Raw genomic sequence first — 24548 nt, 5'->3', positions numbered from 1 at the left:
CGGGGCTCCGCCCCGGACCCCGCTCCTCAGACGCCGGACGGGCCGAAATTGCCCGAGGAGCCCCTCACAGCTCCTTCACCTTGCCGTCCACCACCTCGACGCGCCGCGTCGTCCGTACCGCTTCCAGCATTCGGCGGTCGTGCGTGACCAGCAGCAGCGTCCCCGTGTACGACTCCAGCGCCGATTCCAGCTGCTCGATCGCGGGCAGGTCGAGGTGGTTCGTCGGCTCGTCGAGGACGAGGAGGTTGACGCCCCTGCCCTGGAGCAGGGCGAGCGCCGCCCTCGTGCGTTCGCCCGGTGAGAGTGTCGTCGCGGGACGCATCACATGGTCCGCGCGCAGGCCGAACTTGGCGAGCAACGTACGGACTTCGGCCGGTTCGGTGTCGGGGACGGCCGCGCAGAACGCCTCCAGGAGCGACTCCGAGCCGTGGAACAGCTTGCGCGCCTGGTCGACCTCTCCGACCACCACTCCCGAGCCGAGCGTCGCGTGCCCGGCATCCAGCGGGAGGCGGCCCAGAAGTGCGGCGAGGAGGGTGGACTTGCCCGCTCCGTTGGCACCGGTGATGGCGACCCGGTCCGCCCAGTCGATCTGCAGGGATGCCGGGCCGAAGCCGAAGTCGCCGCGTACGACCTGCGCTTCGCGGAGAGTTGCGACGACCGAGCCGGAGCGGGGTGCGGCGGCGATCTCCATCCGCAGTTCCCATTCCTTGCGCGGCTCGTCGACGACATCGAGCCGTTCGATCATGCGCTGCGTCTGCCTGGCCTTCGCGGCCTGCTTCTCGCTCGATTCGCTGCGGAACTTGCGGCCCATCTTGTCGCTGTCGGTGGCCTTGCGGCGAGCGTTCTTGACGCCCTTGTCCATCCAGCCGCGCTGCATCTGCGCGCGGCCTTCGAGGGCGGAGCGCTTGTCGGCGTACTCCTCGAACTCCTCACGGGCATGCCTGCGAGCCCGCTCGCGCTCCTCCAGATAGGCCGCGTATCCGCCGCCGTACAGATTGATCTGCTGCTGGGCCAGGTCCAGTTCGAGGACCTTGGTGACCGTACGCATCAGGAATTCGCGGTCGTGGCTGATGACGACCGTGCCTGCGCGCAGCCCGGAGACGTAGCGCTCCAGCCGCTCCAGGCCGTCCAGGTCGAGGTCGTTGGTGGGCTCGTCGAGCAGGAAGATGTCGTAGCGGGAGAGCAGGAGGGAAGCCAGGCCCGCGCGGGCTGCCTGCCCCCCGGAGAGTGCGGTCATCGGCAGGTCGAGGCCGACGGTCAGTCCGAGGTCGGCGGCGACCTCCTCGGCACGCTCGTCCAGGTCCGCCCCGCCGAGAGCCAGCCAGCGTTCCAGGGTCTCGGAGTACGCGTCGTCCGCGCCCGGCGCCCCGTCGACGAGGGCCTGCGTCGCCTCGTCCATCGCGGTCTGGGCATCGGCGACGCCGGTGCGGCGGGCCAAAAACTCCCGCACGGTCTCCTGCGGACGCCGCTCCGGCTCCTGCGGAAGGTGGCCGACGGTGGCGGTGGGCGGGGAGAGCCGCAGCTCGCCCTCCTCCGGCCGGTCGAGTCCGGCGAGCAGCCGGAGCAGGGACGATTTACCGGCGCCGTTGACACCGACGAGACCGATCACATCACCGGGCGCGACGACGAGGTCGAGCCCGGCGAAGAGTGTGCGGTCGCCGTGTCCGGCAGCGAGGTCTTTGGCGACGAGAGTGGCAGTCATCAGGGTGTCGATCCTAATCGCGGCCGGAGAGGGCGGAGCAGCCCGGCCGGTCACGATTCGCAGAGCAGGTGCGGCGCGGGTGCGGATGGTGGGGGCGTGGAGGCCGGACCGCCGAGCTGCCGGCCGGGCGGCGGGCGTCGTCAGCCGTCCTGCGGGCTCGGCGGGCCGGCGGGGCCCTGTTCCGGGCCCCGGTCCTCGTGCAGCCCGGTGGTGATCCGGCTGCCGCCCGGGCCGATCCGGATCTCGAAGTCGCCGGCATACTTCGCATGCCCTTCGATGACCGCTGATTCGACGGCTTCCACGCCGAACTCACGTCGTACGATCAGCGGGTCCTGACGCAGGTCACGCATCAGAGCCACGCACATACCGATCATCACGAAGGTGAACGGCGCGGCCACCAGGATTGTCAGGTTCTGGAGTCCGGCGAGCGCATCGCCCCTGCCGTTGCCGATGAGCAGCATGATCGCCGCCACCGCCCCGGTGACCACACCCCAGAAGACGACGATCCACTTGGCCGGTTCGAGGATGCCCTTCTGGGAGAGCGTGCCCATCACGATGGATGCGGCGTCCGCGCCCGAGACGAAGAAGATGCCGACCAGGATCATGACCAGCAGACTCATCGCCGTTGCGATCGGGAACTGCTGGAGCACTCCGAAGAGCTGGGCCTCCTGGGTGACGGCGGTGCCGAGCTTGCCGGCCTCCTGCAGATTGATCGCCGTACCGCCGAAGACCGCGAACCAGACCAGGCTGACGGCACTGGGCACCAGGATGACTCCGCCGATGAACTGGCGGATGGTGCGGCCACGGCTGATGCGGGCGATGAACATGCCCACGAAGGGCGTCCAGGAGATCCACCAGGCCCAGTAGAAGACGGTCCAGTTGCCGAGCCACTCGGCCACCTCGCCCTTGCCGGTCGCCTCGGTACGCCCGGCGAGCTGGGCCAGATTGCCGAAGTAGGCGGCGATCGAAGTGGGCAGCAGGTCGAGCACGATGATGGTGGGACCCGCGATGAAGACGAAGACGGCGAGGGTCAGGGCGAGCACCATATTGGTGTTGGAGAGCCACTGGATGCCCTTCTCCACGCCGGAGATCGCCGAGGCCACGAAGGCGACAGTCAGCGCCCCGATGATCAGCACGAGGAGTCCGGTGCCGGTCTTCTCCCTCCAGTGCAGCTCATGGAAGCCGCTGCCGATCTGGAGGGCGCCGAGACCCAGTGATGCGGCGGAGCCGAAGAGGGTGGCGAAGATGGCGAGGATGTCGATCAGCCGGCCGAGACCGCCATGGGCGTGCCGGGAACCGATCAGCGGCTCGAAGACGGCGCTGATCGTCTGCCTCCTGCGGCGCCGGAAGGTGCTGTACGCGATGGCCAGGCCGACCACTGCGTAGATCGCCCAGGGGTGGAGCGTCCAGTGGAACAGGGTGGTGGCCATTGCCGTCTGCATCGCCTCGGCGGCGTCGGCGGGGCGGGTGCCGGGCGGCGGGCTGGTGAAGTGGGCGAGCGGCTCGCTGACTCCGTAGAACATCAGGCCGATGCCCATACCGGCGCTGAACATCATGGCGACCCAGGACACGGTGTGGAATTCGGGCTCCTCCCCTTCCTGTCCGAGTGCGATCTTCCCGTAGCGGCTGATGGCGAGCCACAGGGCGAAGACCACGAAGCCGGACGCGGCGAGCATGAAGGCCCAACCACCATTGTGGATCAGAGCGTTGAGCATGGAGCTGGAGACGTCCTCCAGCGAGTCGGTGGCGGTGGCTCCCCAGACCACGAAGGCGAGCGTGAGGACGGCGGTGACCGAGAACACCACCCGGTCGGTCGTGGGGTGCCGGTCCCGGTTCGGGTCACCGGGGAGGTCCGCCGTCACCGGCAGATCGCCCCGGCCACCCGTTCTCTGTTCGTCCTGCGACACGAATGGCACCTTTCACGGAAGCTGTGATTTCGCTCTCCGTAGGCAGTACCACACGCGGCGCTCATCTCATGGGATCAACAAGCGGTATCGGCTTGACCGCTTGCGAGGTGATATGTCGCCCGCTCGTCCAGGAGGAGGGGGACCAGATTCCGGGCCGACTGCCGCAGCGGTACGTACGCTCCGTCACCGTCGGGCCGGGAGACGACACCGTGCAGGGCGAGTTCGTCCTTGATGTCGTCGAACTGGGCCTTGGTGAGCCGGTATCCGCACGGCGGGTCCTGGAGGACCTGACCGGCTTGGGGTGACTCGTTGTCGGCACCGCCGAGATAGATGGGACCGCGGTCCCTGAGCCCCGCGGCGCGGGATGCGGCAGTGGCGGCCTCGATCCGGCCGCGCCGCTCGTCGGTGAAGGCGAACAGGCCGTCCAGCGCGGCGAGTTGCGATTTCACGCGGCGTCGGCTGTTGAGTGCCGGGTCGGCCTTCTCGGCATCGGTGAGCGCGTCGACGCGGGATTCTATGAGCAGGCCGACGGCGTGCTTGATACCGGAGGTGTTGCGCAGGATGCGTTCCTGTCCGTCGCCTGCGGTCTGTTTGATCGGGTCGCCGGTGACCGGGTCGGTCCAGATGCCGTAGAGGCCGCTGCTGTAGCCGGCCTCCTTGGCCGTAGGGCGTACATACCCTTCGGCGAGGGTCTGCGATTCACCGTGCACCCGGTCGGAGGCGTTGAGGTTGCGGGGCCACAGGACGAAGAGGTCCTTGTCGTAGTACGGCGGGGTGGCCCCGTACTCGTGCAGGTCGTAGATCACATCGGGCTTCCGGTCGCGGATGACCGCCGCCATGGCACGGGCCTCGGCGGTCTGCAGCGCGATGTGGTCGCGATTGATGTCGACGCCGTCAAAGTTGCCGCGGGTGTTCGCGGCGCGCCCGTCGGGGTTGGCGGTGGGCACGACGAGGACATTGGTACGGGAGAGGAAGGCGCGGGTCGACCGGTCCTGGGCGTAGGCCAGGTCGCGAATGGTCGTCAGACACGCTTCGCGGCCGGATGGTTCGTTGCCGTGCTGACTGCAGATCAGCAGCATCGTGTCGGCGGTGGGCCGATGGTTGCCGATGCGGACAAGCTGGAGCGGGCGGCCCTGCTTCGTCGTGCCGATCCGGTCGACGGAGACCCTGTCGCTGCCCCGGTCGACGGCTGTCAGGAAGGACTGTTCCTCCGGCTGACCGGTCCAGCGGGCCCCGTTGCTGATTTCGAAGCCGGTACGGGGCTGGGTGTGCGCGGCCTCGGCGGGCACGGCGACCAGGGGTACGGCCAGGACGGCGGCCGCGGCCGCCAGGACCAGGTTGCGGCGGACGGTCCGGCGGGCGGACGGGATACGGGGTGTCATGAGCGGCTGCCTCCCGGGATGCGATGGGCAGGACGCGGCGGCGCCACGCCCTCGGAGTGGACTGCGCGGGGGGTGGCTGTCGCGGGTGCGGAACCCGCGGTGGCACGTACGAAGGCTCCGGCGCCGCCGACGAACGGCAGCTTCGCGGACGTACGGGCCAGGTCGAGGGTGAGGGTGGGCCTGGAGTCCGGCGGGCCGATGAGGTCCCGGTCGGTGCCGGCGAGGATCAGTGCGAGGCGGTGTCCGGCCGGGACGACATGGTCGGTGGCCGCCAGGTCGACGGGGATCGTGCGGGCCCTGCCCGGGATCAGGGGACGGCCGTGTCCGGCGGAGGCGTTGGTGCCGAGGTCTGCCCAGCCGCGGCTGATGACGGTCCGGTCGACCGCGACAGTGTCGGCCATCGGTTCACGGTCGGTGCCGTTGTCGTAGCCGAGAAGGTGGTGGTCGAACCAGCGGTGCAGTGTGTCGGCCCACTCGGCGCGCCGGCAGTCGAACGGGTCGACGTGTCCGGTCTGCGAGAGCCGGATCTTGCGCTCCACGCCCTGGTCCGCGAGGGCGTCCCACCACTGGCCCAGGTGCTTGGTGCGGACGTCGAGGTCCTGCATGCCGTGTACGGCGAAGAGGCCGGCCCGCACTTTGCGGGCGTCCTTCACGTAGTCGCACTCGCTCCAAAGCTTCGTCAGGTCGCCGGTGCGAGGCGCCTCGTCGACGAACTGCTGCTGGACGGCGGCGCAGCGCCCGCGCGCCTCGGGGCTCTCCACATGGCCGGAGAGCCGGTCGGGGCCGCTGTTGTGGAGAGGGGCGCCCAAGCGGGTGCCCCGCGCACATATCGGCATGGGCGGAAGGTACCCCGGTCAACTCCTGGGCAACAGGGGGCGATCAGCGGTGAACATTACGTGCCCATGACGTATCGCTGCCGTGTGCCATGTCGGCCGAATGGCGATTGTGTGACAGCTGTGGCCATGGACACGACTGATGCGGCAGTCGCTGAATAGTGTCGACGTGACGGTTCGAAAGATCATTCGCCCCGACGACTTGGAGCATTCGTGCACCGCAGATTCATCGTCCCGAGCGCACTCGCGGCCTCCCTGCTGCTGGCGATCCCGGCCTCGGCCGCCGACGGCACCGCGGGCGCCCCGGGCATCGGCGACCCCTATTACCCGGCCAGTGGCAATGGCGGCTACGACGTTTCCCACTACGACCTGCGGCTGAAGTACCAGCCCGCGACCGACCTGCTGGAGGGCACGGCGACGATCCTCGCCACGACCACCCAGGAACTCTCCCGTTTCGACCTCGACTTCGGTCTGGACGTCTCCGAGGTGCGGGTGAACGGCAAGAAGGCCGGTTACGCCAGGAGCGGCGACCAGGAACTGGAGATCACCCCGGCCGCAGCCCTGGCGAAGGACAAGGCCGTCACGGTGGTCGTGCGGTACGCCGGGAAGCCGTCGGAGCTGAAGATCAACGGCTGGACCTCCTGGGCCCGCACCCCGGACGGCGCGGTGGCAGCGCAGGAGCCGGACTCGGCCGTGTGGTGGTTCCCCAGCAATGACCACCCGCTGGACAAGGCCACGTACGACATCTCGGTGTCCGTGCCCGACGGCACCCAGGCGATCAGCAACGGCGTGCTCCAGTCGCAGAGTTCGAAGCTCGGGTGGACCCGCTTCAACTGGCGTGCCGGCAAGCCGCAGGCGACGTATCTGACGACGCTGGCGATCGGCAGGTTCGACATCACCACGGACACCACGTCGGACGGGCTGCCGGTCGTCAACGCGTACAGCAAGGACCTCGGCGCCAACGGCGGTGCGGCCCGCGCCAGCATCGAGCGGACCACCGAGGTCGCCGAGTGGCTGACGGAGGTCTTCGGACCGTATCCCTTCGATGCGCTCGGCGGTTACTCCCCCAATGTGAAGAGCGGGTTCGCGCTGGAGACACAGACCAGGCCCTTCTACAGCCCGAAGCAGTTCGCGAACGGTGCGAACGTCTCGGTCGTCGTGCATGAGCTGGCGCACCAGTGGTACGGCGACAGCGTGTCCGTCAAGGGCTGGAAGGACATCTGGATCAACGAGGGCTTTGCCCGCTACAGCCAGTGGCTGTGGTCGGAGAAGGAGGGCGAGGGCACCGCGCAGGAGCTGGCGGACTACACCTACGCCCAGCATCCGGCGGACGACACCTTCTGGACGGTGAAGCCGGGCGACCCGGGCCCCGACAACCAGTTCGACGCTGCCGTCTACGACCGGGGCGCGCTGGCGATCCAGGCGCTGCGCAACAAGGTGGGCGACGAGACGTTCTTCGAGCTGCTGAAGGGCTGGCCGGCCGAGCATGCCTACGGGAACGCGAGCGTGGGGGACTTTGTGACGTTCGCGGAACGGGTCTCGGGCCGGCCGCTCGCCGGCCTCTTCGACACCTGGCTGTTCCAGCCGACGCGGCCTCAGGCCCCGGCAGCGGCCGCGGCGCGGGCTCTGCGCGCAACCACGCAGCCCGTGCAACCCGCATCATGGAAGCAGATCGCGGCCACGAACACGATTCACGACCACCGCTGACGGTCCGCGGATCGGCTCCGGGCACCGTCGCCCCGCTCTCCTGGGCGAGGCGACGGTGCCCGGCGGACGGCCGGGGCGGACGGTTAGGCTGATGGCGTCGGTGCTGTCCGGCCGGCCCCGGCCGTATCCGGCCCGACCCCGTGCGTACGAGGAGCGTCCCTTGCCCGGTCCGACCCCCGGTTCCCCTCGCGATGTCCGCCCCACGCTGGAAGCCGTGGCAGCCCTCGCCGGAGTCTCACGGGCGACGGCCTCCCGGGTGGTGAACGGCGGGGCGGGAGTGCGGCAGCCGCTTGTGGAACAGGTACGCAAGGCGGTCGACGAGCTCGGCTACGTTCCGAACCACGCCGCGCGGACCCTGGTCACCCGGCGCAACGGCGCGGTCGCCGTGATCATCGACGAGCCGGAGTTCCGGATCTTCTCCGACCCGTTCTTCTCCCAGCAGATCCGCGGCATCAGCCGTGAACTGAACGTATACGACTCCCAGTTGGTACTGCTCCTGGTGGAAGGCAGCGGGGACTTCGACCGGGTCGCCCGCTATCTGGCCGGCGGCCATGTGGACGGCGCGCTGGCGTTCTCGCTGCACATGGACGACGAGCTCCCTTCAATCATCCGCCGGTTCCGGGTGCCCACGGTCTACGGCGGCCGCCCCGGCCGGCCGGGTGCTGCGTCCGAACTGGCCGTACCCTACGTCGACTGCGACAACCGGGGCGGCGCGGCCGAGGCCGTACGCCATCTTGTCTCCCTCGGGCGCCGGCGGATCGCACACATCGCCGGACCGCGCGACCAGACATCGGCACTCGACCGGATCGACGGCTACCGCGATGTGCTGCCCGAAGGCGATCCGGCACTGCTCGCGGAAGGCGACTTCACCGTCGAGGGCGGCGCACGGGCGATGGCGCAACTCCTTGAGCGCCACCCCGATCTGGACGCGGTCTTCGCTGCCAACGACCTGATGGCGTCGGGCGCCCTGCGGGTGCTGCGCGAACGCGGTCGCAGGGTGCCGGAGGATGTGGCCCTGGTCGGCTTCGACGACATGGTGTCGATAGCCGAGGCCGCCGAGCCACCACTGACGACGGTCCGTCAGGACATCGAGGGAATGGGCAGGTTGATGGTGCGGATGCTGATGCGGCGGCTGAACGGCGAGGGTGAGGGTGACGAGCTCGAACCGGTGATCACACCGACCCAGCTGGTGCACCGGGCTTCCGCCTGAGCCTTCCGTCGCCCCGGACGGCCCCGCGATGCGCCGCCCGCGCCCTGCGCGCGTACGGCAGATAGCGCAGCCGCTCGGGCAGCATGGGCACGACGCGCCGCACCACCCCGCAGAACCGCCGCAGCTTCCGCTCCTGTGCATCCGTCCACTCGAGCCCGATCGCCGCCCGTGCGTCCGGCGGCATCAGCCCGATGGTCACGAAGCGGCGGAACCGGGCCAGCGGCGGGAGCAGCACCGGCCACAGCGCCTTCAGCAGCAGCCGGACCGGCAGCGGCCCACGGTCCGGCGGCGGTACGGGGCGGTCGGTGGCGATCAGGTCCTCGACGACGACGGTCAGCTCGATCTCGTCGGCGAGCACCTTTCGGAAGTACGGCCAGAACTCCTCGATCGTCTTTGGCATGTCCCGGTCGTGAATGCCGAGAATCCTGCCCACCTGGAGCCACTCCCGGTACAGGGCCCGTTCCTGCGCGCCGGTGAGCGGCCGGACGAGATAGCGCGCGGCGTGCTGGTAGACGGGGAAGCCCGTGGCGTGCACCCACGCATAGTTCGCGGGGGACAGCGCATGGTAACGGCGCCCCCGGGTGTCGGTGCCCTGGATGGTGCGGTGCAGCTTGCGGAGCCTGCGGCCTTCCTCGGCGGCCGCCTCGCCCCCGTACACCCATAGCTGGAGCGATCGCAGCGACCTCTCGCCACGCCCCCAGGGGTCCGTGCGGAAGACGGAGTGTTCGTCGACGCCCGCACCGACCGCCGGGTGGGCGACCTGGAGAGTGAGGGCGGCAGGGAGCATCAGGAGGGCGCGGATGTCGCCGGAGAGGCTCCAGAGCACACCGCCGGGCGGCGGCGGGGCGGGGGTGTCGCCTCTGGCTGCTTCGGTGTTCATGCGTCGCTCCCGGCGGTCGGCGGGGCGTGCGGCTCGGTGCCCGACCCTTGTGTGATCCAGTATGCGATCGCTTCCGAGCCGGTGCGCACGGGCCCCCGGGATGCCTTCTTCGGCGCTTGCGCGTCGACGGTGTTGACGCGACCGATGAAACAAGTCGATAGTCTTTGTATCTTTGACTCCTTGAATGCGATGAACCGTCAGATCTCCTTGCATCCAAGCGAGTTGATCAAAAGAGGAGATGAAAGAGGCAGGGCTCGCACGAAATCGGCACACGGACAGGAGGGCGCACCATGGGCCGCTACAGCCGTCTGCGCGAGATCCGCCGAATGGATCCCGCGCGCGATTACGCCGAGATCCTCCGGCTGATCTCGCAGTACGAGTTCCCCTGGGACTACCGGCAGGGCGTGAGCGTCGCGTTCCTCCGCGACTACGGGGTCCCCCGGATCTCCGTGCTCCTCGACCGCACTCAGGAGTTCGAGCGGTCCGGGCAGAAGCGCTACGACGACACGGTGCTGTTCGGGTACGAGATGGCCGCGGACGGCTTCGACTCGGAGCGCGGCCGGGCCGCGGCGCGTCATCTCAATCGGATCCACGGCAAGTACCGCATCCCGAACGAGGACTTCCTCTATGTCCTCGCGACGACGGTCGTGGGCCCGAAACGCTGGATCGACCGGTTCGGCTGGCGCCCGCTGTGCGCTCAGGAGGCCCAGGCGCTGGCGGAGGTCGGCCGGAAGATGGCGGCGATGATGGGCATCGAGGGGGCTCCGGAGTCGTACGAGGGCTTCGAGCGGCTCCTCGACTCGTACGAGGAGCGGATGTTCGCGTACGCCCCGGCCAACCGACGGGTTGCGAACGCCACGTTCCGGATCATGGCCGGCTGGTATCCGCGGCCACTGCGCCCTCTCGTGGCGCGGTTCTCGCTCGCCGTGCTGGACGAGACGCTGCTCGTGGCGCTGGGCTTCCGTCCGCAACCGCACTGGGCGCGGTCGTCGGCCGCGGGAGCTCTGCGGCTGCGTGCGCGTTGCGTACGGTGGCTGCCGGCCCGGCCGCACTGGCTGCCCTCGCGCCCGCAGCCCCGTTCGTACCCCTTCGGCTGGCGGCTCGACGACCTCGGCCCGCACTGGGCGCGCAGCCGCCCTCTGGAGCCCCTGCCCGACGAGACGGGTCCTTTCCCCGCCGCAGGCGGTTCCAGGACGATTCTTCCGGATCATCCGAGGGCCCGGCCGACGACGGACGCGTGAAGCCGCCGAAACCCGCTCGGCGGTCGTCCCGGGGGCGGCGCTGGTACTGCGCGTGGAGACCGCGGTGGATCAGCCGGGCCGCGCCGTTCAGTCGTTCTCCTGCGCCATGCGCGTCGGGACACGCAGGGACAAGGCGCAACATGATCAGCCGGTTCCAGCTGTGATCCGGACGAAACGGCCTAGCCCGCGGCAAGCAGCGGCACCAGATATCGGCGTGCGAACGCCCGCACCTGCGCGTCGTCGTCGAGCTCGAAACAGCTGACGGGGTTGAGGAGGAAGGAGACCGTGATCCGCACCATCAGCTCGGCAACCGGTGTCGGATCGCTCACCGGCCGGCCTTCCGCACGCCGGGCATGGCGCAGCCGGTCGGCCAGGTACTCACGGATGGCGAGGAAGGCCGGCCCGCTCTCCAGGGTCAGAAAGGGAAGCATGGTCTCGGGCTCCAGCCTCAACAACCCGCCGATGAGCGGATGTTCACGAATGTGCCCGAGGACGGCGGCGAAACCCTCGACGAGCCGGTCCTCCGTCGTGGGCAGTGCGGCGACCGCATCATCCACTTCCACGACGAAACGCCGGTACTCACGCAACAGACAGGCCGAGACCAGGCTGTCCTTGTTACCGATCCGCCGGTACACGGTGACCCGCGACACCCTGGCGCGTTTGGCGACGTCATCGACGGTCGAACGGCGCAGCCCGAAGGTCATGAACTGCTCACGCGCGGCGTCGAGGATCTGCTCGCTCAGCGCGTCCGACGGCGGTGTCTCGCTGAGCGCCCGGGCCAGCAGCGTCTCGCTCGTTCTCCGTGCCGCCATGGGCCCTCCCCGTTCCGCCGCTTCCACCCACCATAGAAGCCGATACACAGTGACCTGCCCCGTTTCTCTGTAACTCTCCCCGCTCCAAGGCTCTTCCCCCGCAAGGCTGCCCAGGCTTTCCCGCAGGGGGCTGCGCTCGGCAGGGGGCGCCCGGCGCGAACGAGGACACATGGACACCGGCTGCGCGCCGGGTGTCCCGCGGGGTCGTCCCGCACGGTTCAGGTCCCGGGTCGGCTCGCGGCCCGCCACGCAGCAGCGAACCGGCGGACCGTCGCGAACCTCTGTTCCGGATCGGTGTGGGTGGCCCGCACCAGGACCTCCGGTCGAGCCGGGCTGCCTCGCCAGGCGGATTCCCAGTCGCCGGCATCCAGCAGCAGCCGCGCGGCCGAGGACGAAGACGGAGGTCCGTGTATCGATCAGGGCCCCGCGCCGGAACTCCTCCGGTGTCATGAACCGCCGCGAGCCCGGCAGTCGTTCATCGTCCAGGACGAAGGGATCCGGTCGGTACTCGCCGCGGTCGATCGGATGCAGGGCGACTGAGTCGATGTCGTACAGAATGGCGCCGTCATAGAAGTCGACCGCTACGTACCTGCGTCCTCCACGCGAGATGTGCGCTCAGGATCAATGCGGCAGTGCACTAGTCGAAGTCGTACACCGTCACCGCTATGTCTCTGCTCAGCAGCCGCTTCTCTATCAGTGGCTCGATCCGGGACCACTTGCCGCCCGCCAGCCCGCAGCCGATCCGCGGCATATGGACCGAAGCCCCCAGCTCGACGGCCCGGTCGGCCACGGCCTCCAATGCCGTGTCGATCGCCTCGTAGCGCACGGGTACCCCTTTGCTGCCCGTGCGCATCCCCCGCTGGCCCACCATGTTCGCCACCCAGAGGTATGGACTCACCTGGACGAACTGGGTCGCACCCAGGGCGAAGTCGTTGCCCGCGCGCTCCCGGTGCCAGTGGCGGTAGGCCCTCTCCGGTTCGGGCCAGCGGCGCGAGATGGCCACGACGAAGCCCTTGCCCCAGCCGCCCAGGTCGTTGCATACATGCGCGATCAGCTTGACGCCCTTGCCCTGTGGGGCGGTGGCGTCCCCCCGTACGTATGTGATCTCCGACATGACACCAGCCTAGGAGCCACCACTGACAATGCGCCCCGAGCCCGGTCACGTGCGCTGTACCCGGTGGCGAGTACGGCGGTCCTGAGCCGTACCTGCTGCCAGGTGAGGGTCGTCCGATCCGTTCCGTCGCCGCCCGCCCGCCCGCCAGGAGAGCGCCGGCCGGTCGCCGTGGTCCTCGGCGTTGTGCAGGAGCAGAGCGGGCAGGGTGAGTTGCCCGGGTTCCGCGGGGAGTCGCAGGATCGTGGTCACCGCCGCCTCCTGCCACCATCGGCCGGAGCCTGCGGGTCCGTACCGGAGTGGGACTGCGCCGGAATGCTGCCGGACACTTTCACAACAGTGGTGAGACAGCAATACTGTTGAACCAGATTGGTGCAGACGCAGCAGTTCGCCGCTGGGTCGGAACACGAGGAGCAGACATGGCGACCGGGACCGAGGACCCGACGCTCACCGTCGACGAGCTGGCGGCGCGCGCCGGTGTCACCGTACGCACCGTGCGTTTCTACAGCACTCGGGGTCTGCTGCCGCCTCCGGTGATCGGGCCGCGTCGCGTCGGGCACTACGGGCATGAGCATCTGTCCCGGCTCGCGCTCATCGAGGAGCTCCAGCACCAGGGCATGACGCTGGCCGCGATCGAACGCTATCTGGAGCAGCTGCCGCCGGATCTGAGCGCACACGATCTGGCGATCCACCGGGCGCTGGTGGCGTCCTGGGCGCCGGATTCGGCGGAGGATGCGACGCGGGCGGAGCTGGAGCGGCGTGCGGGGCGGGCGCTGACCGAACAGGACATAGCGCGGTTGGCCGCCATGGGGGTGCTGGAGCGTGCGGAGCCGGCCGATGGCACCTACCGGGTGGACCCGGGGCTGCTGCGGCTCGGGGTCGAGCTGCTCGGTGTGCCGATCGCGCACGAGACGATTCTGGCCGCGCGCACGGTCCTGCTGGAGCACTCCCGGTCCGCAGCGCAGGAGCTGACCCGGCTGTTCCGGGACGAGGTGTGGAATCCGTACCGGGAGCGGGAGTCGGACCCGGAGCATGTGGCGGCGATGAAGTCGCTGTCGGCCGATATGCAGCCGATGGTGCTGCAGGCGCTGGTGACCGCGTTCCAGCGGTCGCTGAAGGAGGAGCTGCGGGCCGCGTTCACGGCTCAGTGAACGCGGCCCGCGGTGTCGGGCGTCAGTCGTGGAAGGTTTCGCCCTTCTCCGCCTTCTCCACGAGCAGCGCGGGCGGCAGGAAGCGGTCGCCGTACCGCTCCGCGAGCTCCCGGGCGCGTGCCACGAAGCCGGGCAGGCCGCCCTCGTAACCGTTGATGTACTGGAGCACGCCGCCGGTCCACGGCGGGAAGCCGATGCCCATGATGGAGCCGATGTTGGCGTCGGCGACGGAGATGAGGACGTTCTCCTCCAGGCAGCGGACGCTGTCCAGTGCCTCGGAGAACAGCATCCGCTCCTTCATGTCGATGAAGGGGATGCCGGTGTCGGGCCTCGTGAAGTGCTCACGCAGGCCGGGCCACAGGCGGGTGCGCCTGCCGGCCTCGTCGTACTCGTAGAAGCCCGCGCCGCCGCTGCGTCCCGGGCGGTCGAACTCGTCGACCATCCGGTCGATGACCGCGTCCGCCGGGTGTCCGGCCCAGGTGCCACCGGCCTCCTCGACGGCCCGCCTGGTCTCGTTGCGGATCTTGCGGGGCAGGGTGAGGGTCAGCTCGTCCATCAGGGAGAGCACCTTGGCCGGGTAGCCGGACTGTGCCGCGGCCTGCTCGACCGATGCGGGCTCGACGCCCTCGCCGACCATGGCGACGCCCTCGTTGATGAACTGGCCGATGACGCGCGAGGTGAAGAAACCCCGGGAGTCGTTGACGACGATCGGCGTCTTCTTGATCCGGCGGACCAGGTCGAAGGCGCGGGCCAGGGCCTCGTCGCCGGTCTGCTCGCCCTTGATGATCTCGACCAGCGGCATCTTGTCCACGGGCGAGAAGAAGTGCAGCCCGATGAAGTCGGCGGGGCGCGAGACGCCCTCGGCGAGGACGGTGATGGGCAGGGTCGAGGTGTTGGAGCAGAGCAGGGCGTCCGGCTCGATGATGTCCTGGATCTCCTGGAACACCTTGTGCTTGAGCGCGGTGTCCTCGAAGACCGCCTCGATGACGGCGTCGCAGCCCGCCAGATCGGCCGGGTCGCCGGTCGGGGTGATGCGGGCCAGCAGCTCGTCGCGCTCGGCCTCGGTGGTACGGCCCCGGGAGAGCGCCTTGTCGAGGAGCTTCTCGCTGTACGCCTTGCCCTTGGCGGCGGCCTGTGCGGAGATGTCCTTGAGGACGACGTCGATGCCCGCGCGGGCGCAGGAGTACGCGATGCCCGCGCCCATCATCCCGGCGCCGAGGACGGCTACCTTGCGGACCTGGCGCTCCTCGATGCCCTTGGGACGGCTCGCCCCGGAGTTGACGGCCTGGAGGTCGAAGAAGAACGCCTGGATCATGTTCTTCGAGACCTGGCCGGTGACCAGCTCGGTGAAGTAGCGGGCCTCGATGGTCAGCGCGGTCTCGAAGTCGACCTGCGAGCCCTCGACGGCGGCGGCCAGGATGTTGCGGGGTGCGGGCATCGGGGCGCCCGCGATCTGCTTCTTCAGGTTGGCCGGGAAGGCGGGCAGATTCGCGGCGAACTTCGGGTTGGACGGGGTGCCGCCGGGGATCTTGTAACCCTTGACGTCCCAGGGCTGCTGGGATTCGGGGTGGGCGTCGATGAAGGCCCGGGCCTTGTCGAGCATCTCCTCACGGGTGGCGGCGACCTCGTGGACCAGTCCGTTCTCCAGGGCGCGCTGCGGGGTGTACTGGGTGCCCTGGAGGAGGACCTTCAGCAGCGCGTCGGCGATGCCCATGAGGCGTACGGTGCGGGTGACGCCGCCACCCGCGGGCAGCAGGCCGAGGGTGACCTCGGGCAGGCCGATCCGGGAGCCGGGTGCGTCGAGGGCGACGCGGTGGTGCGAGGCGAGCGCGATCTCGTAACCGCCGCCGAGCGCCGCGCCGTTGATGGCGGCGACGACCGGGATGCCGAGGGTCTCGATGCGGCGCAGCGAGTTCTTGATGGCGGTGCCGGTATCGAAGGCCTGCTGGGCATTCTCGGGACCGACCTCGATCATGTCCTTGAGGTCGCCGCCCGCGAAGAAGGTCTTCTTGGCGGAGGTGTAGATGATGCCGCGGATGGAGTCCTTCTCGGCCTCGGCACGGTCGGCGATGGCCGCGATGGAGTCCTTGAAGGCCTGGTTCATCGTGTTGGCGGACTGGTTCGGGTCGTCGAGTACGAGGGTGACGACGCCGGTCTCGTCCTGTTCCCAGCGGATGGTCGTGCTCTCGGTCATTGCTCTTCTTCTCCGTAAGCAGGGGTGGCCGGGGACGGTCAGAGACGCTCGATGACGGTGGCGATGCCCATGCCGCCGCCGACGCAGAGGGTGGCGAGGCCGTATCGCTTCTCGCGCCGTTCCAGTTCGTCGATGAGGGTGCCGAGGATCATCGCACCGGTGGCGCCGAGCGGGTGGCCGAGCGCGATCGCGCCGCCGTTGACGTTGATCCTGTCGAGGGAGAGCCCCATGTCCCTGGCGAAGCGCAGCACGACGCCGGCGAACGCCTCGTTGATCTCGACGAGGTCGATGTCGTCGATGGTCAGCCCGGCCTTGGCGAGGGCCTTGCGGGTGGCGGGCGCGGGGCCCGTCAGCATGATGGTGGGCTCGGAGCCGGAGACGGCGGCGGAGACGATCCGGGCGCGCGGTGTGAGTCCGTACCGCTCACCGATCTCCTTGTTGCCGATCGCGACGAGCGCGGCGCCGTCGACGATGCCGGAGGAGTTGCCCGCGTGGTGGACGTGGTCGATCTTCTCGACCCAGTGGTACTTCTGCAGCGCGACCGCGTCGAAGCCGCCCATCTCACCGATCGCGGCGAAGGACGGCTTGAGCGCGGCGAGCGAGTCGGCGGTGGTGCCCGGCCGCATGTGCTCGTCGTGGTCGAGGACGGTGAGACCGTTGCGGTCCTTGACGGGGACTACGGAGCGCGCGAAGCGGCCGTCCTTCCACGCTTCGGCGGCGCGCTCCTGGGAGAGCGCGGCGAACTCGTCGACGTCACGGCGGGAGAAGCCCTCGATGGTGGCGATGAGGTCGGCGCCGACGCCCTGCGGGGCGAAGCCGGTGTCGAAGCTGGTCATCGGGTCCATCGCCCAGGCACCGCCGTCGGAGCCCATCGGGACGCGGGACATCGACTCGACGCCGCCCGCGAGGATCAGGTCCTCCCAGCCCGAACGGACCTTGGCGGCGGCCAGGTTGACGGCCTCCAGGCCCGAGGCGCAGAAGCGGTTCTCCTGGACGCCCGCGACGGAGTCCGGAAGACCGGCCGCGATGGCGGCGATCCGTGCGATGTCGGAGCCCTGGTCGCCGAGCGGGCTGACCACGCCGAGGACGATGTCGTCGATGGCTGCCGGGTCCAGGCCGGGGAAGCGGCTGCGGATTTCGTGAATGAGGCCGACGACGAGGTCGATCGGCTTGGTGCCGTGCAGGGCGCCATTGGCCTTGCCGCGGCCGCGCGGGGTGCGGATCGCGTCGTAGACAAACGCTTCGGTACTCAAGACAGCAGCCTTTCGAGGGTGGTTGTGCGTCAGGGGTCAGGCGAGCAGCGAGCGGCCGATGATCTCCTTCATGATCTCGGTCGTGCCGCCGTAGATGGTCTGGATACGGCCGTCGGTGAACGCCCTCGCGACCGGAAATTCCGTCATGTAGCCGTAACCGCCGTGGAGTTGGAGGCAGCGGTCGGCGACGCGCTTCTGCAGCTCGGTGGCCCACCACTTGGCCATCGAGGCGTGTACGGCGTCGAGCCCACCGTCGGAGTGTTCGACGATGCACCGGTCGATGAAGGTGCGGGTGACGGTGCACTCGGTGGCCATCTCGGCGATCTCGAACCGGATGTGCTGGAGCTTGGAGAGCGGCCGTCCGAAGGCCTCGCGCTCCTTGACGTACTGCGTGGTGATCTCCAGCAGATGTTCGGCGGCGGCGATTCCGGCGACCGCTATGCCGATGCGCTCCTGCGCCAGGTTGGTCATCAGATGGATGAAGGCGCCGTCCCGCTCACCGAGCAGATTCTCCTTGGGGACACGGACGTCGTTGAAGAACAGCTCGGCGGTGTCCTGGGACTTCTGGCCGATCTTGTCGAGGTTGCGGCCCCGCTCGAAGCCCTCCGCGCCGCGTTCGACGACGATCAGCGAGAGCCCCTTCGCACCGCCCTGAGGTGTTGTCTTCGCCACGACGACCACCAGGTCGGCGAGGATGCCGTTGGAGATGAACGTCTTGGAGCCGTTGAGCAGCCAGTGGTCGCCCTTGTCCTCGGCGGTGGTGCGGATGCCCTGGAGGTCGGAGCCCGCGCCGGGTTCGGTCATGGCGATGGCGGTGATGATCTCGCCGCTGCAGAAGCCGGGCAGCCAGCGCCGCTTCTGCTCGTCGGTGCCGAGGCCGGTGAGGTAGGGGCCGATGATGTCGTTGTGCAGCCCGAGTGCGAGTCCGGGGGCACCGGCCCGGGTGAACTCCTCGGCGAGTACGGCGCTGTAGCGGTAGTCGGTGTTGCCGCCGCCCCCGTACTCCTCGGGTACGGCGAGGCCGAGCAGTCCCTGCCGGCCGGCCGCGATCCAGGCCTCGCGCGAGACGATGCCGTCCTTCTCCCACTGTTCGTAGTGCGGGAGGACCTCCTTGGTGAGGAAGGTGCGGACGGTCTCGCGGAACGCGTCGTGCTCTTCGGTGAAGATCTGCCGCTGCACTGCGAGCCTCCTACAGCCAGTTCTTCACGGTGGAGATCAGCCGGGCCGGTTCGGGGCCGACGGGGGTGACGTTGAGCATCGTCACGCCGGCTTCACGGAAGGCCTCGATCCGGTCGCGTACGTAACCCTCGGGACCGCAGAGCGACATGAGCTCGCAGAATTCGTCCGGGACGGCGGCCTCGGCCTCCTTCTTCTTCCCGGAGAGGTAGAGCTCCTGGATGAGTGCGGCTTCCTTCTCGTATCCGTAGGCGACGGCGAGGTCGTTGTAGAAGTTCTTGCCCCTGGCGCCCATTCCGCCGACGTACAGCGCGATCTGCGGGCGTGCCAGATCCCGGAGCGCGGCGGCGTCGTCACCGATGGCGAGGAGTCCGCCCGCGACGGTCTGGAGGGGGCCTCGTGCCGGGTCGCGCCTCGCCGCGCCTTCGGCGAGCGCCGTGCCCCACACCTGCCGGGCCTTCTCCGGGATGTAGAGCGTCGGCAGCCAGCCGTCGGCGATCTCGGCGGTCAGCCGGACATTGGCGGGGCCCAGGGAGGCGATGTAGAGCGGGATCTCCTCGCGCACCGGCCGGGTGAGGATCTTCAGCGGCTTGCCGAGACGGCCGCCCTTCTCCTTCGGCAGCGGCATGTCGGTGATGCCGTGGTGGTCGATGACCTCGCGGCGCCAGATCCGGCGGCAGAGTTCGACGGTCTCGCGGGTCCGGCCGAGCGGCTTGTCGTACGCCTTGCCGTGCCATCCCTCCACGACCTGCGGCCCGGACGCGCCGAGCCCGAGCAGCGCCCGGCCGCCGGAGATCGCGTCGAGTCCCGCACCGGTCTGGGCGATGAGGGCGGGGGTGCGGGAGTAGACGTTGAGGATGGCCGCACCGATCTTCATGCGTTCGGTACGGGCGGCCAGATAGCCCATGATCGTGGGCGAGTCGAAGCCGTACGCCTCCGCGACCCAGACGGCGTCGAGTCCGGCGGGCTCCAGCGCGGCGACCTGGTCACAGGCTTCGCGCGGGTCGCCCGCGTAGTTCAGCGGCAGGGAGAGTTCCATCAGTCGGTGGTGTCCTTCCGGGTCCTCGTGATGCTGGGTACGTCCCAGTCGGCTGCGACGGCCTCGGTGTCCGTGCCGGGCCGCGCGGGTCCGCTGCGCACGGATGCGGGGGTGGCGGAGAAGCGGGGCGCGGGGGCGGGCTGGGTGAGTCCGCCGTGCTCGACGAAGGTGGAGCGGGCGGCGATGTGCGGATGGTGGGGCGCCTCACGGAGCGAGAGGACGGGGGCGACGCAGGCGTCCGTGCCCTCGAACACCTCGGTCCACTCCGCGCGCGTACGGGTCCTGAACCGGTCGGCGACGAGCGTGCGCAACTCCTCCCAGCGGGCGATGTCCGCCCGGTCCGGGGCCTCGTCCTCGATACCGAGGAGCTTGCTGAACTCGTCGTAGAACCGCTGCTCCAGTGGGCCCACCGCCATGTACTGGCCGTCGGCGGTCTCGTACGAACCGTAGAACGGGCAGCCGCCGTCCAGGAGGTTGGAGCCGCGCCGGTCCTGCCAGCCGCCGGCCGCCAGCATGCCGTGGATCATCGTGGCGAGATGGGCGGCGCCGTCGACGATCGCCGCGTCCACGACCTGGCCCCGGCCGCCGGGGGTGCGGGCGTGCTGGAGGGCGGCAAGGACGCCGACGACGAGATAGAGCGAGCCGCCCGCGTAGTCGCCGACCAGATTGGCCGGGACGGTGGGCGGCTCACCGGGCTTGCCGATCATGGAGAGGGTGCCGGTGAGGGCGATGTAGGCGATGTCGTGCCCGGCTCGTTCGGCGAGCGGCCCGTCCTGGCCCCAGCCGGTCATCCGTCCGTAGACGAGCTGCGGATTACGGGCCAGCGCGGCGGCCGGCCCGACACCGAGGCGTTCGGCGACGCCCGGCCGGTAGCCCTCGATCAGGATGTCGGCGCGCTCGACCAGATCGAGCACCTTGTCGGCCCCGTCCTCGGCCTTGAGGTCGACGAGCACGGAGCGTTTGTTGCGGTTGGTGAGGTCGTACGCGGGGTCGATGCCGAGCCCCGGGCCGCCGGGCCGGTCGACCCTGACGACATCGGCGCCGAGGTCGGCGAGAAGCATCGCGGCGAACGGGCCGGGACCGATGCCTGCCAGCTCGACCACGCGCACGCCTGCCAGCGGGCCGTGCTCTGTCGTTGCCATCAAACCCCCAGCGGTGTGACACAACTGATGTAACAGCGATGATGCTAAGAACGCACCGCGCTCCGCACAACCCTTTGGGCCGAGCAAGCGCTTAGTTCTTTCCCCTGGATCCTCCCCCACGATCGCCGCCCGGCCGCACACCGCCACGAACCCCTCCGCTAACCTCTGCCTGCTACATCGGCGCCGGCCCCTGCGGAGGCACTTGTGAACAGGCAGAACGGGGCACAACGCCCCTATGACGTAGTCCTCTTCGGTGCCACCGGCTTCGTGGGTGCCCTCACCGCCGAATATCTCGCCGCCCACGCACCCGCCTGCTGCCACTGGGCCGTGGCCGGACGCAATCGGGCCAAACTGGAGCAACTACGCGAACGCCTCACCGCGATCGACCCGCGCTGCGCGGATCTCCCGCTGCTGCACGCCGACGCCGACGACGAGCACTCGCTGCGCGAACTCGCCGAATCCGCCCATGTGGTGGCCACGACGGTCGGCCCCTATGTCTGGTACGGCGAGCAGCTGGTCGCGGCCTGCGCCGAGGCCGGGACGGACTATGCGGACCTCACCGGCGAGGCGGAGTTCGTGGACCGGATGTATCTGGAGCATGACGCGCGGGCCCGCGAGACCGGAGCCCGGCTCGTGCACGCCTGCGGTTTCGACTCGGTACCGCATGACCTCGGGGCGTACTTCACCGTCCAGCAGCTGCCGCAGGGCGTGCCGCTGACGATCGACGGATTCGTCCGCAGCAACGCCGTCTTCTCCGGCGGTACGTTCGCCTCCGCGCTCACCGCGATGGGCCGCGGCCCTCACATGCTGCGCGCCGCGCAGGAACGCCGGCTCCATGAACCCCGTCTGGTGGCCCGCCGCGCCCGCGCCCGGCTCGGCGCCCCGCACTTCAGTACGGAGACCGGTGCCTGGGCGCTGCCGCTGCCGACGCTGGACCCGCAGGTCATCGAGCGTTCGGCGCGGGTCCTCGCCCGGTACGGCCCCGACTTCCGCTACCGCCACTTCGCCTCCGTGAAGCATCTGCCCGTGGCACTGGGCGGCACCGCCGCGATCGGCGCCCTCCTCGGTGCCGCGCAGGTACCGGCGGCGCGGTCCTGGCTGATGGACCGGTACGAGCCGGGCGAGGGCCCGGACGCGGAGCGCAGGCGGCGCAGCTGGTTCACCGTGCGCTTCGTCGGCCAAGGCGGCGGGCACCGGGTCTTCACCGAGGTGTCGGGCGGCGACCCCGGCTACGACGAAACGGCGAAGATGCTCGCCGAGTCCGCGCTCTGCCTCGCCCTGGACGAGCTTCCGTCGACATCGGGGCAGGTCACCACGGCCGTCGCGATGGGTGACGCACTGCTGGGGCGGCTGCGCGCGGCCGGGCTGCGTTTCCGGGTCGCGGCGGCTCGCTGAGCGGACCGGCGCCCGGCCGGGGTGGGTGCGGTCGGCGTTGCCGGTGTCCGGCCGCGTCGACGCCGACTACGGACCGGCCACGGCGGGGGCGGTGAAGAAGTTCCAGGCATCCCGGGACCTGCCCGTGACAGGCATCGGTGACGAGGACACCTGGCGCGCGCTGCTCAACGCCCAGGGCCCGGACCGGCACAAGCCGCCGCGGCGGGGTGGCGGTGCGCCCTCTCGGGTCAGAGTGCCCAGGACACCAGCGTGCAGATCATCGAGACGGCCCAGACCGCTCCCGCGAGCATGCCGAGAGTCATCCCCACCGCGACCCGGCGCTGAGCGAGATAGACGGTTCCTGGTCGCGTGGACGTTCGATGTTCGGTCATGTGCACCAGTCTGCCCGTCATGATCGATCGACGTCATCCGTACACATACTCAGGCGGTCGCTTCCCGCAGGGCCTGACGGCACAGCGCGTCGGCCCTGCGGGTGGTCTGCGGCTGACGGAAGTCGCGGGCCAGCAGCAGGGTGTGGGCGCAGGCGTTGTCCAGGCCGGTCCGGTGCCCGACGGAGACGAAGACCGGCTTGATCCCGTCCTGGGTGCGCAGCGCCCGACCCACCTCCTCCTCGCCGTCGAGCAGCGGCGACCAGTCGCCCCGGCGGGGGCCCGGCTGCTCGTACGAGAAGGTGAACGGGTTCTTGGCGACGCCGATCACCGGGAGTCCGGTGAGTACCCCGAGGTGACTGGCGAGTCCGAAGCGGCGCGGGTGCGCCATGCCGTAGCCGTCACAGACCACGAGTCCGGGGTCGGTCTGCAGGGATTCCAGCGCGGCCAGCACGGTCGGGATCTCCCGGAAGGCGAGGAGTCCGGGGATGTACGGGAAGGTGACCCGGCCGACGGCGGTGGCCTCGGCGACCACGTCGAGCGTCGCCTCGTCGAGGACGACCGCTGCCGCCACGACGACATCGCGCTCGTCGTCGTAGGCGACGTCGACCCCCGTGACCCGGCCGGTGCCGGGCGGTGGGCCGGGTTCGTCGAGCACCACCCGGGGGCGCAGGGCGTCCTGTACGGCTCGGGCTTCGGCCTCGTCGGCGGGCATCGGGAGTGTTGTCATAGTGCTGTCAAGTTTAGGCAGTGGGCACGACGGGCGGCGGGCCGGGCGGGACTTCGCGGACACGGCCCGGGGCCGACGCGTCCTCGTCAGCGGCAGTCCTCCGGGCCCCGATCCGCCGGGCGCCCCTAGAACCCCGCGCGCGCCACTCGTCCGCTCTCGCCCGCGGCCCAGCAGCCGCCGTCCGGTGTGCAGTCGACCGTGTCGTACGACCCCGTGTCGACCGTGCGCCAGGTTCGGCCGCCGTCCACGGTGAGGTCCGTGCCGGTCGGGCCGACCGCCAGCGCACCCGACCTGCTGTGCGGGAGCCAGGCGACGCCCGAGCGGTAGGCGGCCGGCGGGGTGGCGGACTGCTGCCAGCTGCGGCCGGCATTGCCCGTCACCGCCGCGGCGTTCGGCGACGGCAGGCCGGCCCGGTAGTCGCCGCCGACCGCGATGCCGTGGTGGCGGTCGCGGAAGGCCAGGCCGAAGACGCCGCGTGCCGGGTCGCCGGCCGGGATCGTGGATTCGGTCGCGGTCCAGGTCAGCCCTCGGTCGGCGGAGTGCAGCACCCGTGCGGTGGCGGCGCCCCCGGTCGCCAGCCAGACGTCCTCGGGACCCGATGCGACCAGGCACTGACCGCTGGCGGCGAACCCCGCCTCACCGGCCTGGGCATCCGGCATGCCCGCGCTGGGCAGTACCCGCCAGCTCCGGCCGCCGTCAGCGGTCGACAGGATGCGGTACTTCCCGTCGACGGGATCGCTCATCGCAAGTCCGTGCCGGCTGTCGAAGAAGGTGAGGCAGTCGTAGAAGGCGCGGGTATCGGTGTTACGGAACGACTCCGTCCAGGTCGCTCCTCCGTCGTCCGTACGGAACACCCTGGAGGCCTCGCCCTCCCCGATGGCCAGTGCGACCGCGCGCCGGGCGTCGAATGCCTCCATGTCACGGAACTCCAGCGCCTCCTGAGCCGCACCGGGCGGTGACACATCGCGCCAGTGACGGCCGCCGTCCGAGGTGCGCAGGACTGTGCCCTTCGAACCCGCGACCCAGGCGGTGCGACGGCTGACGGCGGCGAGGCCGCGGAAGCGGGCGTCGGTCCCTGTCCCGGTGAGTGTCCAGGCCGGCCGTTCACCGGGCCGGTGCCGCTCCCCCGGTGCAGCCGCGGCTGCCGGTGTGGCCAGTGCCGCGGTCAGCGCCGCCGCACAGAGCCCCCATGACATCAGTCGTCTCGTCTTCCCCTTGGCCCTCATGGCGCTGGAAGCTAGCCCACGAGCTGCGCTCCGTCCAGGGTGCACCGGCGGCAAGTGGGCACTCGATCGGTCCGGCGGCGTGCGGTGAT

20 protein-coding genes and 2 pseudogenes are annotated in these 24548 nt (G+C 70.0%); 6 read left to right on the top strand and 16 right to left on the bottom strand.

From position 1 onward, the window contains the following. Positions 1–64: 64 nt before the first annotated feature. The 4 genes and pseudogenes from ACFVYE_RS08585 to ACFVYE_RS08570 form a co-directional block, all read right to left on the bottom strand. Positions 65–1702 carry an ABC-F family ATP-binding cassette domain-containing protein gene (locus ACFVYE_RS08585; protein WP_383973919.1) on the bottom strand — a complete coding sequence of 546 codons (1638 nt, stop codon included), beginning with the start codon at positions 1700–1702 and terminating at the stop codon, positions 65–67. A 140-nt stretch (positions 1703–1842) separates the two neighbouring features. Continuing rightward, positions 1843–3609, bottom strand: coding sequence for a BCCT family transporter (locus ACFVYE_RS08580; RefSeq protein ID WP_383973921.1), 1767 nt, complete (start codon positions 3607–3609; stop codon positions 1843–1845). 74 nt (positions 3610–3683) lie between these two features. After that, positions 3684–4991, bottom strand: a complete 1308-nt coding sequence (locus ACFVYE_RS08575) for a M14 family metallocarboxypeptidase (protein ID WP_389604717.1) — start codon at positions 4989–4991, stop codon at positions 3684–3686. Beyond that, a pseudogene (locus ACFVYE_RS08570) lies at positions 4988–5797 on the bottom strand (CocE/NonD family hydrolase C-terminal non-catalytic domain-containing protein); the annotation flags it as partial. The pseudogene ACFVYE_RS08570 and the gene ACFVYE_RS08575, both read right to left, overlap by 4 nt. Positions 5798–6037: 240 nt before the next feature. On the opposite strand from ACFVYE_RS08570, the gene ACFVYE_RS08565 reads away from it, so the two are divergent. Beyond that, on the top strand, positions 6038–7531 hold the full coding sequence (locus ACFVYE_RS08565; protein WP_383973925.1) for a M1 family metallopeptidase: 1494 nt from the start codon (positions 6038–6040) through the stop codon (positions 7529–7531). A gap of 160 nt (positions 7532–7691) precedes the next feature. Then, positions 7692–8741: a LacI family DNA-binding transcriptional regulator gene (locus ACFVYE_RS08560; RefSeq protein WP_383973927.1), complete on the top strand. Its 1050-nt coding sequence runs from the start codon at positions 7692–7694 to the stop codon at positions 8739–8741. Here ACFVYE_RS08560 and ACFVYE_RS08555 read toward each other — a convergent pair. Continuing rightward, positions 8704–9621 (bottom strand): oxygenase MpaB family protein, encoded by a 918-nt coding sequence (locus ACFVYE_RS08555; RefSeq protein ID WP_389604714.1) that lies wholly within the window; start codon positions 9619–9621, stop codon positions 8704–8706. The genes ACFVYE_RS08560 and ACFVYE_RS08555 overlap by 38 nt on opposite strands. 290 nt (positions 9622–9911) lie before the next feature. Here ACFVYE_RS08555 and ACFVYE_RS08550 point away from each other — a divergent pair, with 290 nt between their 5' ends. After that, positions 9912–10862 carry an oxygenase MpaB family protein gene (locus ACFVYE_RS08550; RefSeq protein WP_389604712.1) on the top strand — a complete coding sequence of 317 codons (951 nt, stop codon included), beginning with the start codon at positions 9912–9914 and terminating at the stop codon, positions 10860–10862. A gap of 179 nt (positions 10863–11041) precedes the next feature. Here ACFVYE_RS08550 and ACFVYE_RS08545 read toward each other — a convergent pair whose 3' ends face one another. The 3 genes from ACFVYE_RS08545 to ACFVYE_RS08535 form a co-directional block, all read right to left on the bottom strand. After that, positions 11042–11674, bottom strand: a complete 633-nt coding sequence (locus ACFVYE_RS08545) for a TetR/AcrR family transcriptional regulator (protein ID WP_383973932.1) — start codon at positions 11672–11674, stop codon at positions 11042–11044. Between the two features lie 637 nt (positions 11675–12311). Further along, positions 12312–12788: a macro domain-containing protein gene (locus ACFVYE_RS08540; RefSeq protein ID WP_383973936.1), complete on the bottom strand. Its 477-nt coding sequence runs from the start codon at positions 12786–12788 to the stop codon at positions 12312–12314. A 45-nt stretch (positions 12789–12833) separates the two neighbouring features. Next, the gene (locus ACFVYE_RS08535) at positions 12834–13037 is read right to left on the bottom strand and encodes a hypothetical protein (protein ID WP_383973938.1); all 204 of its coding nucleotides are present in this window, start codon (positions 13035–13037) and stop codon (positions 12834–12836) included. Positions 13038–13204: 167 nt separating this feature from the next. On the opposite strand from ACFVYE_RS08535, the gene ACFVYE_RS08530 reads away from it, so the two are divergent. Beyond that, complete coding sequence (locus tag ACFVYE_RS08530) at positions 13205–13936, top strand: MerR family transcriptional regulator (RefSeq protein ID WP_383973940.1); 732 nt, start codon at positions 13205–13207, stop codon at positions 13934–13936. A gap of 22 nt (positions 13937–13958) precedes the next feature. Here ACFVYE_RS08530 and ACFVYE_RS08525 read toward each other — a convergent pair whose 3' ends face one another. From ACFVYE_RS08525 to ACFVYE_RS08505, 5 genes are read right to left on the bottom strand one after another with little or no spacing between them, the layout of a single operon-like run. After that, the gene (locus ACFVYE_RS08525) at positions 13959–16130 is read right to left on the bottom strand and encodes a 3-hydroxyacyl-CoA dehydrogenase NAD-binding domain-containing protein (protein WP_383975432.1); all 2172 of its coding nucleotides are present in this window, start codon (positions 16128–16130) and stop codon (positions 13959–13961) included. A 38-nt stretch (positions 16131–16168) separates the two neighbouring features. Then, on the bottom strand, positions 16169–17383 hold the full coding sequence (locus tag ACFVYE_RS08520) for an acetyl-CoA C-acetyltransferase (RefSeq protein WP_383975435.1): 1215 nt from the start codon (positions 17381–17383) through the stop codon (positions 16169–16171). A 36-nt stretch (positions 17384–17419) separates the two neighbouring features. Continuing rightward, positions 17420–18562, bottom strand: a complete 1143-nt coding sequence (locus tag ACFVYE_RS08515; RefSeq protein ID WP_383975438.1) for an acyl-CoA dehydrogenase family protein — start codon at positions 18560–18562, stop codon at positions 17420–17422. Positions 18563–18572: 10 nt separating this feature from the next. Continuing rightward, positions 18573–19598 (bottom strand): LLM class F420-dependent oxidoreductase, encoded by a 1026-nt coding sequence (locus ACFVYE_RS08510; RefSeq protein WP_383975441.1) that lies wholly within the window; start codon positions 19596–19598, stop codon positions 18573–18575. Beyond that, positions 19598–20740, bottom strand: a complete 1143-nt coding sequence (locus ACFVYE_RS08505) for a CaiB/BaiF CoA transferase family protein (protein ID WP_383975444.1) — start codon at positions 20738–20740, stop codon at positions 19598–19600. Before ACFVYE_RS08505 ends, ACFVYE_RS08510 begins: the two co-directional genes overlap by 1 nt. A 204-nt stretch (positions 20741–20944) precedes the next feature. Between ACFVYE_RS08505 and ACFVYE_RS08500 the strand changes: the two genes are divergently transcribed. Together ACFVYE_RS08500 and ACFVYE_RS08495 are read left to right on the top strand one after the other, a co-directional pair. Continuing rightward, the gene (locus ACFVYE_RS08500; RefSeq protein ID WP_389604708.1) at positions 20945–22135 is read left to right on the top strand and encodes a saccharopine dehydrogenase family protein; all 1191 of its coding nucleotides are present in this window, start codon (positions 20945–20947) and stop codon (positions 22133–22135) included. Continuing rightward, positions 22071–22286, top strand: a pseudogene (locus tag ACFVYE_RS08495) (peptidoglycan-binding protein); the annotation flags it as partial. The gene ACFVYE_RS08500 and the pseudogene ACFVYE_RS08495, both read left to right, overlap by 65 nt. Positions 22287–22362: 76 nt before the next feature. Here ACFVYE_RS08495 and mmpA read toward each other — a convergent pair. The 3 genes from mmpA to ACFVYE_RS08480 form a co-directional block, all read right to left on the bottom strand. After that, positions 22363–22506 carry a morphogenic membrane protein MmpA gene (gene mmpA / locus ACFVYE_RS08490; RefSeq protein ID WP_383975449.1) on the bottom strand — a complete coding sequence of 48 codons (144 nt, stop codon included), beginning with the start codon at positions 22504–22506 and terminating at the stop codon, positions 22363–22365. Positions 22507–22555: 49 nt separating this feature from the next. Then, positions 22556–23233, bottom strand: coding sequence for an endonuclease V (locus ACFVYE_RS08485; protein ID WP_383975451.1), 678 nt, complete (start codon positions 23231–23233; stop codon positions 22556–22558). Between the two features lie 125 nt (positions 23234–23358). Beyond that, positions 23359–24459 carry a WD40/YVTN/BNR-like repeat-containing protein gene (locus ACFVYE_RS08480; protein WP_389604705.1) on the bottom strand — a complete coding sequence of 367 codons (1101 nt, stop codon included), beginning with the start codon at positions 24457–24459 and terminating at the stop codon, positions 23359–23361. Between the last annotated feature and the right edge of the window lie 89 nt (positions 24460–24548).

Origin of the sequence: Streptomyces sp. NPDC058239 (genome assembly GCF_042882185.1) — a bacterium.
GTDB lineage: Bacteria > Actinomycetota > Actinomycetes > Streptomycetales > Streptomycetaceae > Streptomyces.
The sequence above is the reverse complement of the archived record's forward strand: the minus strand, read 5'-3'. Positions and strand labels throughout refer to the sequence as shown.